We start from the raw sequence: 12,332 nt of genomic DNA on the forward strand, positions 1-12,332 counted from the left end.
CTTCGCGGTGCGAAAGGCGCGTATACATGACGGTAGGGCCGCGCCCTGTCAACGCGCGGAAACCATTTCTTTGCCTTAAGGAATCAGGCTCCGATGACCCACGGCGCATCCACCACCATCGACCCCGCCGAGGTCGCCCGTTTCGACAAGATCGCCGAGACCTGGTGGGACCCGAAGGGGCCCATGAAGGTGCTGCACAAGTTCAATCCGGTGCGCTTAGGCTATATCCGCGACGAGGCCTGCCGCCGCTTCGGGCGCGACCCGCGTTCGGCGCGCTCGCTTGAGGGGATCTCCATCCTAGATGTGGGCTGCGGCGGGGGCGTGCTCTCAGAGCCGCTCGCACGCCTGGGAGCGACCGTGACGGGGCTCGATCCTGCCCCTACGAACATCTCCGTTGCCCGGCTCCATGCGGAGCGGGCAGGGGTGCGGGTCGATTACCGCAACGAGACCGTGGAGGCGGTGGTCGCCGGGGGTGAGACCTTCGACATTGTGCTCGCCATGGAGGTGGTGGAGCATGTGGCCGATCGGGAGGCTTTCGTGGAAGCCTGCGCCCAGGCGGTGAAGCCGGGCGGCGCACTCGCCATGGCAACGATCAACCGGACCCTGCGCTCCTTCGCGTCCGCCATCGTGGGGGCCGAGTACATCCTGGGCTGGCTGCCCAAAGGCACCCACGAATGGGACAAGTTCGTCACCCCCGAGGAATTGACCGCCGCCATCGAGACTACGGGCTTCAAGGTCGACGACCTCAAGGGCGTCGCCTACAACCCGTTGCGGGACAGCTGGTCCCTGTCCCGCGATACCGCCGTCAATTATATGCTGCTGGCCTCGAAGGCTTGATCGAGATCTCCCGCGGGGCGACGCTGAGCACCAGATAGCCGGCAATCGCCGAGAGGGCCGATCCTATGAGAACGCCGATCTTGGTGGCGTCAGTCAGCTCCGGCTGGCCCGGGAAGGCGAGCGCTCCGATGAACAGGCTCATGGTGAAGCCAATGCCGCACAAGAGCGCGACGCCGTAGCATTGAAGGCGTGTCGCGCCCGCCGGCACATCGGCGAGGTTGAGCCTGATTGCCAGCTCCGAGAAGGCATAGACACCTGCCTGCTTGCCGATGAAGAGGCCCAGGGCGATACCCAGCGGCAGGGGACTTAAGATTGCATCGAGGGAAAGCCCGGACAGCGACACGCCCGCATTGGCAAGGCCGAAGACCGGGATGATCGCATAGGCGACAGCCCCATGCAGGGCGTGCTCGAGCCTGTGGAGGGGCGCGTCCTCGGCACGTGTCTTTTTCGGGCCCGCCTGGAGCGGGATGGTGAGCGCAAGCGCAACGCCTGCCAGTGTGGCGTGAATGCCCGATTTCAGGACGAAGAACCACAGCACCGCGCCGACGGCGAGATAGGGCAGAAGCGACACGATCCCGAGACGGTTGAAGGCCACCAGAACGACGAGACAGAGGGCGGCTGCGCCCAGCATCATCAGCGACAGATCGCTCGTATAGAACAGGGCAATGATGATGATCGCGCCGAGATCGTCGAGGATCGCCAGCGCCGTCAGAAAGATCTTGAGGGAGGTCGGCACCCTGGAGCCGAGAATCGCCAGGACGCCAAGTGCGAAGGCAATGTCGGTGGCGGCCGGGATGGCCCATCCGGAGCGGAGATTTGGCTCATTCCAGGTGATGGCGAGATAAACGAGCGCCGGCACGACCATGCCGCCGAAGGCCGCGATGCCGGGCAACATGCGGCGCGGCCAGGTGGAGAGCTGACCGTCCAGCATTTCGCGCTTGATCTCGAGCCCCACCAGCAGGAAGAACACTGCCATCAGGGCGTCGTTGATCCAGTGCAGGACGCTCAGGCCCAGGACATAGGTCTTGAGCAGGCCGAAATAGGCATCGGCCAAGGGCGAGTTGGCGATCACGAGGGCGATTACCGTCACGCCCATGAGGATCATGCCGCCGGAGGCCTCGCTGTCGAAGAAGCGACGCATGAGCGAGATGCGTCGCACAGGCCTCACGCTGCTTTTCGGCTGATCCATCCGGGGCTCCTTTCAACCCCAACCGGACCTGGGGCGAATGGTTCGGTTAAAGCCTCTGGAAATGATCCGGTCCAATAACAAAACCAGGAGCAACTCTGCTGGATCAGCCCGTTATGGCAGCCGGGCGCCGGCGTCTCGTGCCAAGCACCGTTTCGAGGGTGACGGGCCGATATTCCCAGGCGTCCACGCCTACATCGTATTGCCGGGTCTGAGGTTTGAGCTTGCCGTGGGAGTGGCCGTGTAGGTCGATCCAGCCACGGCCCATGTTCTTCCAGGTGCGGAAGGCGTAGTGGCACATGACGACCGCCTGCCCGTCGAGCATCAGTTCGGCGTAAGATTGCACGCTCTCCCAGCCCTTGGCCGCAAGGGTTGCTGCGCCATCGTTGTTGCCGGTGATCAAGTGCTTGCGTCCATTGAGGAGCCCTAGCAGTTCATCGATCCGCTCCGGGCGCACATGCAGGGCGAAGTCGCCCAGATGCCAGATCTCGTCGTCGGGCGAGACAATCGCGTTCCAGTTGGCGATGAGCGCCTCGTCGTGCTCGGGGATCGTCTTGAACGGGCGCTTGTCGATGCGCAGCACCCTGGGGTCGCCGAAATGGGTGTCGCTGGTGAAGAAAGTCGCCAAATCAGCCCCTGCAACTCGTCTTTGTGAAGTGAAGCTCGAGGTTGAAACGTCGACCTTGGAGGAGAGTTCAGTTCGATCATGAAGGGCCGGAGCGGTCGATCCCGCTGAAAATGCTTCCTTAACGTAAGTTATGCTATGCCGAATCCGCATCCTGCCAAATCGAGACAATAAAAGTCCCCAACAGCTAGGCTCGCTGTAACTGAGATGCATTCTGCAGGGCAATATTGCCATCACTGCAACTTTGAGGGGCAAATCTTGAAGATCATCACCAGCCTTACCGTGGCGGGCTTTCTTGCCATGTCTGCTTTCAGCCTAGCGAATGCTGCCAACCGGCATGTCGATATCGTCAACGATACCGGAATGACCATGGCGGAGTTCTATGCCTCTGCCACCGGAGCCGACGATTGGGAGGAAGACATCCTCGGTTCGGACACCCTGGCGAATGGAGAAGTGTTCGACGTCGATATCGACGACGGCTCGGGAGCCTGCAAGTTCGACTTCAAGGCGGTCTTCACCGATGGCTCCTCCCATGTGAGGCGTGCCGTCAATGTCTGTTCCATTTCGACATTCACCTATCAGCGCTGAGCCTCTGGCTCCGAGGGTCCCTCGCGGGAGACAACACATGATCAAATCCAAGCTTTTCGGACTGGCCCTCATGGGCCTTGCCATGGGCGTGAGCCTTCCGGCCATCGCTGGCGGCCCTGGCGTCTATGCGGTCAAGGGCAACAATGGCGAACCAGACAGCGATTACACCGGAACACTGACTATCGTTCAGACGAGCAAGGATACGTTCAAGCTCACCTGGAACATTGCCGGTGAAAAGTACGATGGGTTCGCGATCGGCGACGAGCGCTTTCTCGCGGCGAGCTTCACCAGCAAAGGCTCCAGCGGGACGGCCCTTCTCGTCGAGGATGACGAGAACAAAGGCGGGTATAAGAGCATTTGGGCCTTCAAGGGCGAGACCCAGCTCGGCGTCGAGTTGATCACGCCGAAGAAATAGCCTGTCTAGAAATGGCGGGACAGTTGGGAGACGGCTCCTAATTCCTGTCGTCAGGCACAATGGGCAGAGGAAGCACGTCGATGCCTTCCTCCAGGAGCGCTCGCGCCTCGGCAAGGTCCGCCTCGCCGTAAATCGAGCGCTCCTCTGTCTCGCCGAAATGCATCTTGCGCGCTTCCTCGACGAAGTCCTTGCCCACGTTCTCGGCATTCTTCATCACGTGCTCGCGCAAGGCCCGCAACGCCGTCCGCAATTCGCGTTCCCGGTCCGAGAGAACCGCCATGGCCTGCGGCTCCGGAACCGGTGCAACCGGCGCCTTGTCCGTGCGCGCGACGGATGGGGCCATGATCTGCTTCTCGACCTTGGCCGAGTCGCAGAACGGACAGATCACGAAGCCGCGCTTGCGCTGCGTCTCGAACGCATCGCTTGAAGGAAACCAGCTCTCGAACTCATGGGCCTGCTCGCAGGCCAGGGCGTACTTGATCATGTCTCGGTGAGACTTAAGGATTCTGGATCGGAAAAGGAAGGGATCAGGCGGTGGCCGCCCGATCCGTCTCGATGGTGGGGACGATTTCGACCTTGAAGGGCCGGGCGTTCTTGAGTGTTGGAATGCGCCCGCGCACCTCCGCCACGAGGGCGGTGTCGATCTCGGCCAGGAACACGCCGGGCTCCGTGCCGCCTTCCGCTAGAATGCGACCCCAGGGATCGACGATCAGCGAATGGCCATAGGTCTCGCGCCCGTCCTCGTGCAGACCCGCTTGGGCCGCAGAGATCATGAAGGAGCCGGTTTCGATGGCGCGGGCTCGGTGCAGGATATGCCAATGCGCCTCACCCGTCTGCTTGGTGAAGGCGGCAGGTGCCGACAGGAAGGAGGCGCCATTCTCGGCGAGCGCCTTGTAGAGGGCGGCGAAGCGCACGTCGTAGCAGATGGTCATGCCGAGATAGCCCCAGGGCGTCTCGGCGGCCACGGCCGAGGCGCCACCCGTATAGGTGGCCGATTCGCGCCAGCTCTCGCCATTCGGCAGGTCCACGTCATAGAGGTGGATCTTGTCGTAGGATGTGATCACCTCGCCATCCTGATCGATCAGGAAAGCCCGGTTGGCGACCTTATCGCCCTCCTTCACGGCGATGGAGCCGATCTGGATCAGGATGCTCCGCTCCCGCGCCACCTCGCGTAGGGAAGCCAACACCGGATCCTGCACCTCCGGCCCGACTTTCGAGAACAACTCGTCCCGGTCGCGGCAGACGAGCGACGTCATCTCCGGCGTCTGGGCGAAATGCGCGCCTTGATCGGCCGCCTGGCGCACCAGGGCCACCGCATCGTCGCGGTTCTTGAGAACATCGCGCCCGGAGCGCATCTGGATGCAGGCAGCGGTGAAGCGGGGCGGGTTCATGAACTGTCAGTCTCCGTCAGGCCTGCAATAAAGGCTCAAGCTGGCCCCTGTCATCAAGATCATACAGGTCATCGCAGCCGCCGACATGTTTTTCGCCGATGAAGATCTGCGGAACGGTGGAACGGCCCTTGGCCTTCTGAATCATCTCGGCCCGGGCTTCAGGCTTCTTCTCGATGTCGATCTCGGTGAATGCGGCGCCCTTCTCGGTGAGAAGCTTCTTGGCGGCCGAGCAATAGGGGCACCAGCCCTTGGTGTAGATCGTGATGGCAGTCATGGTCGAACGGTCTCCTGTGGTTGGCAGGGATATAGGAAGCCTTGCGCCTCTATCACAACTCCTTCACCACCCGGGCGAAGGCAAGCACGTCCACGGAAGCCGCTCCGCCGCGCAGGAGTGCCCGGGAGGCGGCGTTGGCCGTGGCGCCGGTGGTGAGCACATCGTCGACGAGGAGCACCCGTTTGCCCTGCAGTCGCGCCTTCGCCTCCACGGAGACGCGGAAGGCACCCTGGAGGTTCTCCTGCCGCTGCGCCTTCGTAAGCCCCACCTGCCGCTGCGTGTGCTTGACACGGGCGAGCAGGAACGGGTCGCAGGGGATGCCGCTCTCCGCCGAGACGGCTTTCGCCAGCGCCATGGCCTGGTTGAAGCGCCGCCACCAGAGCCGCCAGCGGTGGAGCGGCACGGGGACGATCACATCCGCATCGGCCAGAAGCTCCGCCCCGGCTCGCGTCATCATTCCACCGAGAGCCTGGGCGAGTTCGAGACGGTCGTTGTATTTGAGGCGGTGAACGAGAAGACTTGCGGTGCCGTCATATTCCGCGACAGCTCGGGCCCGCTGAAACACCGGCGGGTCGGCGATGGCCGCCGGCGAGAGCACGGGCTGGCCGAGATCGACGGAAAAGGGCGTCCCAAGCCGCTCACAATAGGGACGCTCGATGAAGCGCATGCCCGACCAGCAGGCGGCGCAGAGGGTGTGAGGCTCCCCTGTGGCAGCCTGGCAGGCGATGCAGGTGGGCGGGTAGAGGAGACCGAGCGCCGAGCGCCAAACCTCCCACGCTCCCCGATGGAGGCGGGCGCGGAGCTGGATCGGCTCAACGTCGAGAGGGTCGCTCATGGGTGAAGCTTAGCCGATGAGCCATGTCCTGCCACCTCCCTGTCGAAGCGATCAAAAAATCCTTGGTTCCTGAGCCGTCACACGCCATATCCAGCGCCTCATGAGCACGCCTCTCGTTTTCGACCGTCCCCTTGTCCGCTGCCGCTTGGCCCGCGCAATGCGCCAGGGCTATGCCGATTTCCTGCTGGTCCGCGCCGTCGAAGACCTGGAAGAGCGGCTCTCGGCCGTTCTGCGGGAGTTTCCGCTCGTCCTCGACGTGGGCACCCCCACGCCGGCTGCCGCAGAGGTCCTGCGCCGGAGCGGGCGCGCCGAGACGGTGATCCGCCTCTCGCCGGTGCCGGAGCCCGGGAGCATTCTGGGCGACGAGGAGCATTTGCCGTTTTCCGGCGAGCGTTTCGACCTCGCCGTATCGCTCCTGTCCCTCCATTCGGTCAACGATCTGCCGGGCTCCCTCATTCAGATCCGCCGTGCGCTTAAGCCCGATGGCCTGTTCGTGGGAGCGCTGCTGGGTGGCAGCACGCTGACCGAGCTGCGCCAGTCGCTGACGCAGGCCGAGTCGGAGCTGGAGGGCGGCGTCAGCCCCCGCGTGGCGCCCTTCGCGGATCTGCGCGACATCGGCGGGCTGCTTCAGCGTGCAGGCTTTGCCCTGCCGGTGACGGATTCCGATGTCGTCAGGGTGCGCTATGCCAATGCCTTTGCGCTCATGCGCGACCTGCGCCAGATGGGGCTGACCAACGCGCTGAACGACCGTCGTAAGACACCGCTCAAGCGCGCTACCCTGATCCGGGCGGCGGAAATCTATGCGGAGCGTTTCGGCGAGGCCGATGGCCGTATTCCGGCGACCTTCGAGATCGTGTGGCTCTCCGGCTGGGCACCGCATGAGAGCCAGCAGAAGCCCCTGCGCCCTGGTTCCGCCAAGGTGCGATTGGCCGATGCCCTGGGCGTGAAGGAGGGCGCGCCCAAGCCTGAGAAGGAGTAGCCGGCCGTCTCGCGTCTTGGGGTGCAACCAGGTTGCCCTATCTTCATTTTCCAGAGAGCCTGTCTTGGAGAAGGAAGTGCCATGAAGGAGCCCGGCCCGGATCATCCGATCACCATCACGCAGAACCCGCATCGCATCCGGGTCATGCTCGGCGGCTTCATCGTCGCGGAGACCACGCAGGCGCTCACCCTGCAGGAGGCGAATTACCCGCCGGTTCAGTACATCCCCCGCGAGGATGTGCACATGGACCTGCTGGACTCGACCGATCACCACACCCATTGCCCCTTCAAGGGCGAGGCCTCCTATTTCACCGTCAACGGAGGTGGGCTCGTGCGGGAGAATGCGGCCTGGAGCTATAAGCAGCCGTTTCCTTCGGTGGCCAGCATCAAGGAGCATCTCGCCTTTTACCCGAACAAGGTCGATGCCATCGAGGAGTTCAAGGATTAGGGCGTTCTCCTAAGGGTGTAAGGGATCCGGGTTGCTGCCTCGGCAAGCACGGGGCATCTTCGGCGCCAGAGGAAACACCCATGACGCCGTTCACCTTCAACACCGCTCCGTCCCTCGTCTTCGGCTCCGGCAGCATCGCGCGCTTAGGGGAAATCGCCGCCCAGCGCCTCGGGCCCCGGGTGGCGCTCGTCACCGATGCGGGCCTCATGAAAGCCGGGCTTATCGCGTCCGCTCTTCGCGCCCTGGAGGAAGCAGGCGTCGCCGTCGACGTGTTCGACGCTGTCGTGGCCGATCCGCCGGAAGACGTGGTGCTGGCCGCCGTCGAGAAAGCCAAGGCTTTTGATGCGAGAGCCGTCATCGGCTTCGGCGGGGGCTCGTCCATCGACGTGGCAAAACTTGTCGCGCTGCTAGCCGCCAGCGGCGAGTCGCTGGCCGACATCTACGGCGTCGGTGTCGCCAAGGGGCCGCGCCTGCCGCTGCTCGCCATTCCCACCACGGCGGGGACAGGTTCGGAGGTGACGCCGATCTCCATCGTCACCACCGGCGCGCACGAGAAGAAGGGCGTAGTCTCGCCGCTCATCATCCCGGACATCGCGCTGCTCGATCCCGATCTCACGCTCGGTCTTCCGCCCCATGTGACAGCAGCCACCGGCATCGACGCGATGGTGCACGCCATCGAGGCCTATACCTCGACAAGCGCCAACAACAATCCGGTCTCGCAGGCGCTCGCCAAGGAGGCGCTGCGCCTGCTCGGCCGCAACATCGAGCGCGCGGTGCATCAGGGGCAGGATGTGGAAGCGCGCTCCGCCATGCTGCTGGGCTCCATGCTGGCCGGCCAGGCCTTTGCCAACTCGCCGGTCGCCGCCGTGCATGCGCTGGCCTATCCCATCGGCGGGCATTTCGGCATTCCGCACGGGCTCTCCAACGCCCTCGTGCTGCCGCATGTGCTGCGCTTCAACGCGAGCGCCTGCGAGAAAGCTTACGCGGAACTTGCCCCTCATGCCTTCCCGGAACTCGAAGACCGCGCTACGGGTTCGGCCTTCGTCGAGGCGCTGGCCTCCCTGTGCACGAAGGTGGGCTTGCAGCCGCGCCTGCGCGACGTTGGCATCCCGCAGGAGGCAGTCCCGTTGATGGCCGAGGATGCCATGAAGCAGACGCGCCTTCTGGTGAACAATCCGCGCCCGCTCACTCTCGAGGATGCGCGCGCGATCTACGAAGCGGCCTGGTAAGACGCGCCATGACGGATCGTCCTTCGCGTCCCGCCCGCTCGGAATTCAAGCTGTTTCGCCCCATCGCCACCCGCTGGATGGACAACGATGCTTATGGGCACGTGAACAACGTGCATTACTACTCGTATTTCGACTCGGCCGTGAATGGTTGGCTCGTCGAAAAGGGGCTGCTCACTATTACTGAGAGCCCGACCATTGGCCTCGTGGTGGAGTCGGGCTGCACCTATTTCGAGAGCGTCGCCTTTCCGGACGCGCTGGAGGCCGGCATCGCGGTGGCGCATCTCGGGCGCTCATCGGTGCGTTACCGGATCGCGATCTTCAAGCAGGGCGCTCAAGCGGCGGCCGCGCAGGGGCACTTCGTCCATGTCTATGTGGACCGTGAAACCCAGAAGCCCGTGGAGATCCCGCGCGAGACGCGCGCCATGCTCAGCGAGCTGACCTGATCCGCCCGCTCAACGACACGAGCGCCACACCCGACAACACCACGGCGCCGCCGATCATCTCGCGCAGTCCGATGATCTCGTTGAGGAAGAGGACGGCAAGGATCGTCGTCCAGACCGGCTGGAGATAACCGACCATCGAAGCCCTGGTCGGACCTGCGCGGCGGATGAGCCGCATGAAGAGCAGGATCGGCAGAGCGGTGGAGACGATGCCGAGCGCCAGGAGTGAGGGCGCACTGCCCGGCACGGCTACGAAGGCGGAAGGGCCTGCGACGACGAGTGCCAGCACGGTTGCCGGAATGGCCGAGCAGATCTGCTGACCGAGCGCGAGGCGGGCCGGGTCCGCCTGCTTGATGGAGCGAACATAGAGGTTCGCCATCGCATAGCTGAGAGCCGTCGCCACCATGGTCAGCACGCCCCAGGCGCTGATGCCGCTGTCCGGCAGGGCGGCGGGTCCGATGAGGATGCCCATCCCTGCAATGCCGACGATAACGCCCACAAAGCGCCGCGGGGTCAGCCGCTCGTCCGCGTAGAGCAGGTGCGACAGGACCGCGACGATAAGCGGCCCGGAGGCCTGGATCATGGCCGCCGGCGCGGTTCCGATCTGGGTCAGCGCATGCGCCACGAGCACGTTCGGGATCCAGCCGTTAAGCGCCCCGAGGATCACCCAATGGTGCCACTGTCCGTTGTCGGGGCGGATGCTCTTGGCCTGCACGGTGAACCACACGAGGAGGGCGGACGCACCGATAAGGCCACGGATCGAGGCCAGCACGAAGGGGTTGATGTTTCCGCTCAGCTTGATGAACAGGAACGAGGTGGACCACAGCATCGAGCAGACGAGAAGGTTCGCCGCCAGAAAGACCGGAGTCGGGGCTGCGGGAAGCGCGGCGGCTTCCCCGGGTGCGACGGACATGCGCGACCTCAACCCAGGAGATCGACGAGGAAGGGGATCAACGGCTCATCGGCCGGCGGCATGGGATAGGAGCGCAGCTCCTGCGGCTTGACCCACTTCAGCCCCTGTCCTTCCAGCGGCTGCACGAAGCCTTCCCAGCGGCGGCAGATATAAAGCGGCATGAGCAGGTGGAAGGTTTCATAAGGGTGGCTCGCGAAGGTCAGTGGCGCGAGGCATGCCTCTTTCACCGTAATTCCAAGCTCCTCCTCCAACTCCCGGATCAGGGTCTCCTCCGGTCGCTCGCCCGGCTCCACCTTGCCACCGGGAAACTCCCACAACCCCGCTAGCTGCTTCCCCTCCGGGCGCTGCGCCAGAAGGATGCGGTTGTCCGTGTCGATCAGGGCGACCGCAACGACGAGGGTGAGCTTGAGAGGAGGCGTGTTTGTTTTCATAGCTAGCTTTCACTCAGCAGATTCCACAGCAGAAAACAATTCGCATTGACCAATTAGATGTATGTGATGATATTTCGTATAATATTTGTGGGGGAGCAACGAATGATTGGGCGTAAGAATATGCTGAGGGGAATGCTGATCGTTGTTGGGCTGGTATCCACCGGCGCAGCACACGCCGAATGCAAAGGACCTCCCTTCATTATCCCAGGAAACTTAGCCGAGCTTGAAGTCCCACTTACGGTCAAGGCAGGAACGGGTTGCGCCTTCGGAGTCAATGGTGTTCCTGGAGCCATCAAAGAGGTGCAGATTACTCAGGCTCCGAAGAATGGTCGGGCAGGCGTTGAAAACCTCCGCCCGGTTTATGTGGCAAAGCCTGGCTACCAAGGCCCTGACGAGTTCACCTACACCTATATCGGCACGGACCAGTATGGCGGGCCGATGAGAGTTTCCGTTAAGCGCAAGGTGACTGTCGTTCCTAGTCTCTAATCAGCTCCGGTAATCGCCGTTGATCTCCACATAGGCCTTGGTGAGGTCGCAGGTCCAGGCCGTGGCCTCGCCGCGGCCGAGGCCGAGATCCGCCCGGATCGTGATCTCGTCGCCCTGCATATAGGCCGTAGTCTTGGCCTCGTCGTAGTCCGGATCGCGGGCGCCTTTGACGGCCACGCGGATGTCACCGAACCAGATCGCGAGCTTGTCGCGCTCGGCGGGTTCGCCCGCCTTGCCGACAGCCATGACCACGCGGCCCCAATTGGCGTCCTCGCCGGCCACCGCGGTCTTCACCAGGGGTGAGTTGGCGATGGCCATGGCGATGCGCTTGGCCGAGGTCGCGCCCGTAGCGCCTGTCACCTTTACCGTCACGAACTTGCGCGCGCCCTCGCCATCGCGGGCGACCTGCTGGGCGAGGTCGCAAAGCAGGCTTTCAAGCGCTGCGCGGAACTCCTTGAGGCGCCGGTCGCTCGGCAGGGAAATCGTTGGCGCGCCCTTGGCGGCGGCGGTGCCTGTGGCGAAGAAGAGCAACGTGTCGGACGTGGAGGTGTCGCTGTCCACCGTCACGCAGTTGAAGCTCTTGTCGGCGCCCTTCTTCAGCAGGGCCTGCAGGGCGTTGGCCGCGATGGGCGCATCGGTGAAGATAAAGGACAGCATCGTCGCCATGTCGGGGGCGATCATGCCGGCACCCTTGGCCATGCCGTTGATGGTCACCTCGACGCCGCCGATTCTGGCCGTGCGGGTCGCCACCTTCGGAAAGGTGTCGGTGGTCATGATAGCCTTGGCCGCATCGGTCCAGCCGGTGAGCTTGGCCTTCTTCTCGCAGGCGCTCAGCACGCCCTGGAACTTGGTGGCGTCCAGCGGTTCACCGATGACGCCCGTGGAGGCGATGAACACCTGCGAGGCGCGGCAGCCTGCGGCCTCGGCGGCGATGTCGGCCGTGAGCTTCACCGCCTCTGCGCCCTTCTTGCCCGTGAAGGCGTTGGCGTTGCCCGAGTTCACCACCAGCGCCCGTGCTGTGCCCTTCGTCAAATTCTTGCGGCACCAGTCGACTGGGGCAGAGGGACATTTGGAGCGGGTGAACACGCCCGCGACGGTCGTATCCTTCGGCAGCGTCACGTAGAGCACGTCCGTCCGGTTCTTGTACCGGATGCCGGCCTCCGCGGTGGCGATCCTCACGCCCTCGAGGGCGGGGAGCGTCGGGACCGACTTGGGGGCGAGCGGAGACACGGTCTTGGACATGAGGAATCCGGGAG

Annotated in this window: 17 protein-coding genes; 8 read left to right on the plus strand and 9 right to left on the minus strand. The window is 63.8% G+C overall.

The genetic code is table 11. The features are described 5' to 3' along the window. The first annotated feature begins 93 nt into the window (after positions 1–93). A complete protein-coding gene (gene ubiG / locus JKL45_RS02635) occupies positions 94–837 on the plus strand; it encodes a bifunctional 2-polyprenyl-6-hydroxyphenol methylase/3-demethylubiquinol 3-O-methyltransferase UbiG (protein ID WP_201859552.1) in 744 nt (247 codons plus the stop codon). On the opposite strand, the gene nhaA is transcribed toward ubiG, so the two are convergent. Together nhaA and JKL45_RS02645 are read right to left on the minus strand one after the other, a co-directional pair. Then, the gene (gene nhaA, locus JKL45_RS02640; RefSeq protein WP_201859553.1) at positions 806–2,026 is read right to left on the minus strand and encodes a Na+/H+ antiporter NhaA; all 1,221 of its coding nucleotides are present in this window, start codon (positions 2,024–2,026) and stop codon (positions 806–808) included. The two genes, ubiG and nhaA, sit on opposite strands and share 32 nt — an antisense overlap. Positions 2,027–2,129: 103 nt before the next feature. Beyond that, positions 2,130–2,651 carry a metallophosphoesterase family protein gene (locus JKL45_RS02645; RefSeq protein WP_201859554.1) on the minus strand — a complete coding sequence of 174 codons (522 nt, stop codon included), beginning with the start codon at positions 2,649–2,651 and terminating at the stop codon, positions 2,130–2,132. A 255-nt stretch (positions 2,652–2,906) separates the two neighbouring features. Here JKL45_RS02645 and JKL45_RS02650 point away from each other — a divergent pair, with 255 nt between their 5' ends. Together JKL45_RS02650 and JKL45_RS02655 are read left to right on the plus strand one after the other, a co-directional pair. Next, the gene (locus tag JKL45_RS02650; protein WP_246498251.1) at positions 2,907–3,236 is read left to right on the plus strand and encodes a hypothetical protein; all 330 of its coding nucleotides are present in this window, start codon (positions 2,907–2,909) and stop codon (positions 3,234–3,236) included. A gap of 37 nt (positions 3,237–3,273) precedes the next feature. Further along, the gene (locus JKL45_RS02655; RefSeq protein WP_201859555.1) at positions 3,274–3,651 is read left to right on the plus strand and encodes a hypothetical protein; all 378 of its coding nucleotides are present in this window, start codon (positions 3,274–3,276) and stop codon (positions 3,649–3,651) included. A 37-nt stretch (positions 3,652–3,688) separates the two neighbouring features. Here the strand turns inward: JKL45_RS02655 and JKL45_RS02660 are convergent, their stop codons facing one another. Genes JKL45_RS02660 through JKL45_RS02675 form a run of 4 tightly spaced genes read right to left on the minus strand, consistent with a single transcriptional unit; the run spans position 3,689 to position 6,151 of the window. Beyond that, positions 3,689–4,135, minus strand: coding sequence for a DUF1178 family protein (locus tag JKL45_RS02660; RefSeq protein WP_201859556.1), 447 nt, complete (start codon positions 4,133–4,135; stop codon positions 3,689–3,691). 43 nt (positions 4,136–4,178) lie between these two features. Continuing rightward, a complete protein-coding gene (locus JKL45_RS02665; RefSeq protein WP_201859557.1) occupies positions 4,179–5,042 on the minus strand; it encodes a carbon-nitrogen hydrolase family protein in 864 nt (287 codons plus the stop codon). A 16-nt stretch (positions 5,043–5,058) separates the two neighbouring features. Beyond that, positions 5,059–5,316: a glutaredoxin 3 gene (gene grxC, locus JKL45_RS02670; RefSeq protein ID WP_201859558.1), complete on the minus strand. Its 258-nt coding sequence runs from the start codon at positions 5,314–5,316 to the stop codon at positions 5,059–5,061. 52 nt (positions 5,317–5,368) lie between these two features. Then, a complete protein-coding gene (locus JKL45_RS02675) occupies positions 5,369–6,151 on the minus strand; it encodes a ComF family protein (RefSeq protein ID WP_201859559.1) in 783 nt (260 codons plus the stop codon). Positions 6,152–6,251: 100 nt separating this feature from the next. On the opposite strand from JKL45_RS02675, the gene JKL45_RS02680 reads away from it, so the two are divergent. The 4 genes from JKL45_RS02680 (at position 6,252) to JKL45_RS02695 (ending at position 9,249) form a co-directional block, all read left to right on the plus strand. Continuing rightward, positions 6,252–7,130: a methyltransferase domain-containing protein gene (locus JKL45_RS02680; RefSeq protein WP_201859560.1), complete on the plus strand. Its 879-nt coding sequence runs from the start codon at positions 6,252–6,254 to the stop codon at positions 7,128–7,130. Positions 7,131–7,211: 81 nt separating this feature from the next. Beyond that, a complete protein-coding gene (locus JKL45_RS02685; protein ID WP_201859561.1) occupies positions 7,212–7,577 on the plus strand; it encodes a DUF427 domain-containing protein in 366 nt (121 codons plus the stop codon). An 80-nt stretch (positions 7,578–7,657) separates the two neighbouring features. Further along, complete coding sequence (locus JKL45_RS02690) at positions 7,658–8,806, plus strand: iron-containing alcohol dehydrogenase (RefSeq protein WP_201859562.1); 1,149 nt, start codon at positions 7,658–7,660, stop codon at positions 8,804–8,806. A gap of 8 nt (positions 8,807–8,814) precedes the next feature. Next, complete coding sequence (locus JKL45_RS02695; protein WP_201859563.1) at positions 8,815–9,249, plus strand: acyl-CoA thioesterase; 435 nt, start codon at positions 8,815–8,817, stop codon at positions 9,247–9,249. Here the strand turns inward: JKL45_RS02695 and JKL45_RS02700 are convergent. Together JKL45_RS02700 and mutT are read right to left on the minus strand one after the other, a co-directional pair. Continuing rightward, entirely contained in the window at positions 9,233–10,159 is a 927-nt protein-coding gene (locus JKL45_RS02700) for a DMT family transporter (protein WP_201859564.1), read from the minus strand. The genes JKL45_RS02695 and JKL45_RS02700 overlap by 17 nt on opposite strands. 8 nt (positions 10,160–10,167) lie before the next feature. Next, complete coding sequence (gene mutT, locus JKL45_RS02705; protein ID WP_201859565.1) at positions 10,168–10,590, minus strand: 8-oxo-dGTP diphosphatase MutT; 423 nt, start codon at positions 10,588–10,590, stop codon at positions 10,168–10,170. 102 nt (positions 10,591–10,692) lie between these two features. Between mutT and JKL45_RS02710 the strand changes: the two genes are divergently transcribed. Further along, positions 10,693–11,076 (plus strand): hypothetical protein, encoded by a 384-nt coding sequence (locus JKL45_RS02710; RefSeq protein WP_201859566.1) that lies wholly within the window; start codon positions 10,693–10,695, stop codon positions 11,074–11,076. On the opposite strand, the gene argJ is transcribed toward JKL45_RS02710, so the two are convergent. Beyond that, on the minus strand, positions 11,077–12,318 hold the full coding sequence (argJ, locus tag JKL45_RS02715; protein ID WP_201859567.1) for a bifunctional glutamate N-acetyltransferase/amino-acid acetyltransferase ArgJ: 1,242 nt from the start codon (positions 12,316–12,318) through the stop codon (positions 11,077–11,079). Between the last annotated feature and the right edge of the window lie 14 nt (positions 12,319–12,332).

Origin of the sequence: Microvirga soli, from assembly GCF_016734765.1 — a bacterium.
In the GTDB taxonomy this organism is placed as follows: domain Bacteria; phylum Pseudomonadota; class Alphaproteobacteria; order Rhizobiales; family Beijerinckiaceae; genus Microvirga; species Microvirga soli.

Coding starts and splice junctions, on each gene's coding strand:
- ubiG (WP_201859552.1), top strand. CDS start 94: ATGACCCACGGCGCATCCACCACCATCGACCCCGCCGAGGTCGCCCGT.
- nhaA (WP_201859553.1), bottom strand. CDS start 2,026: ATGGATCAGCCGAAAAGCAGCGTGAGGCCTGTGCGACGCATCTCGCTC.
- JKL45_RS02655 (WP_201859555.1), top strand. CDS start 3,274: ATGATCAAATCCAAGCTTTTCGGACTGGCCCTCATGGGCCTTGCCATG.
- JKL45_RS02660 (WP_201859556.1), bottom strand. CDS start 4,135: ATGATCAAGTACGCCCTGGCCTGCGAGCAGGCCCATGAGTTCGAGAGC.
- JKL45_RS02665 (WP_201859557.1), bottom strand. CDS start 5,042: ATGAACCCGCCCCGCTTCACCGCTGCCTGCATCCAGATGCGCTCCGGG.
- grxC (WP_201859558.1), bottom strand. CDS start 5,316: ATGACTGCCATCACGATCTACACCAAGGGCTGGTGCCCCTATTGCTCG.
- JKL45_RS02675 (WP_201859559.1), bottom strand. CDS start 6,151: ATGAGCGACCCTCTCGACGTTGAGCCGATCCAGCTCCGCGCCCGCCTC.
- JKL45_RS02680 (WP_201859560.1), top strand. CDS start 6,252: ATGAGCACGCCTCTCGTTTTCGACCGTCCCCTTGTCCGCTGCCGCTTG.
- JKL45_RS02685 (WP_201859561.1), top strand. CDS start 7,212: ATGAAGGAGCCCGGCCCGGATCATCCGATCACCATCACGCAGAACCCG.
- JKL45_RS02690 (WP_201859562.1), top strand. CDS start 7,658: ATGACGCCGTTCACCTTCAACACCGCTCCGTCCCTCGTCTTCGGCTCC.
- JKL45_RS02695 (WP_201859563.1), top strand. CDS start 8,815: ATGACGGATCGTCCTTCGCGTCCCGCCCGCTCGGAATTCAAGCTGTTT.
- JKL45_RS02700 (WP_201859564.1), bottom strand. CDS start 10,159: ATGTCCGTCGCACCCGGGGAAGCCGCCGCGCTTCCCGCAGCCCCGACT.
- mutT (WP_201859565.1), bottom strand. CDS start 10,590: ATGAAAACAAACACGCCTCCTCTCAAGCTCACCCTCGTCGTTGCGGTC.
- JKL45_RS02710 (WP_201859566.1), top strand. CDS start 10,693: ATGATTGGGCGTAAGAATATGCTGAGGGGAATGCTGATCGTTGTTGGG.
- argJ (WP_201859567.1), bottom strand. CDS start 12,318: ATGTCCAAGACCGTGTCTCCGCTCGCCCCCAAGTCGGTCCCGACGCTC.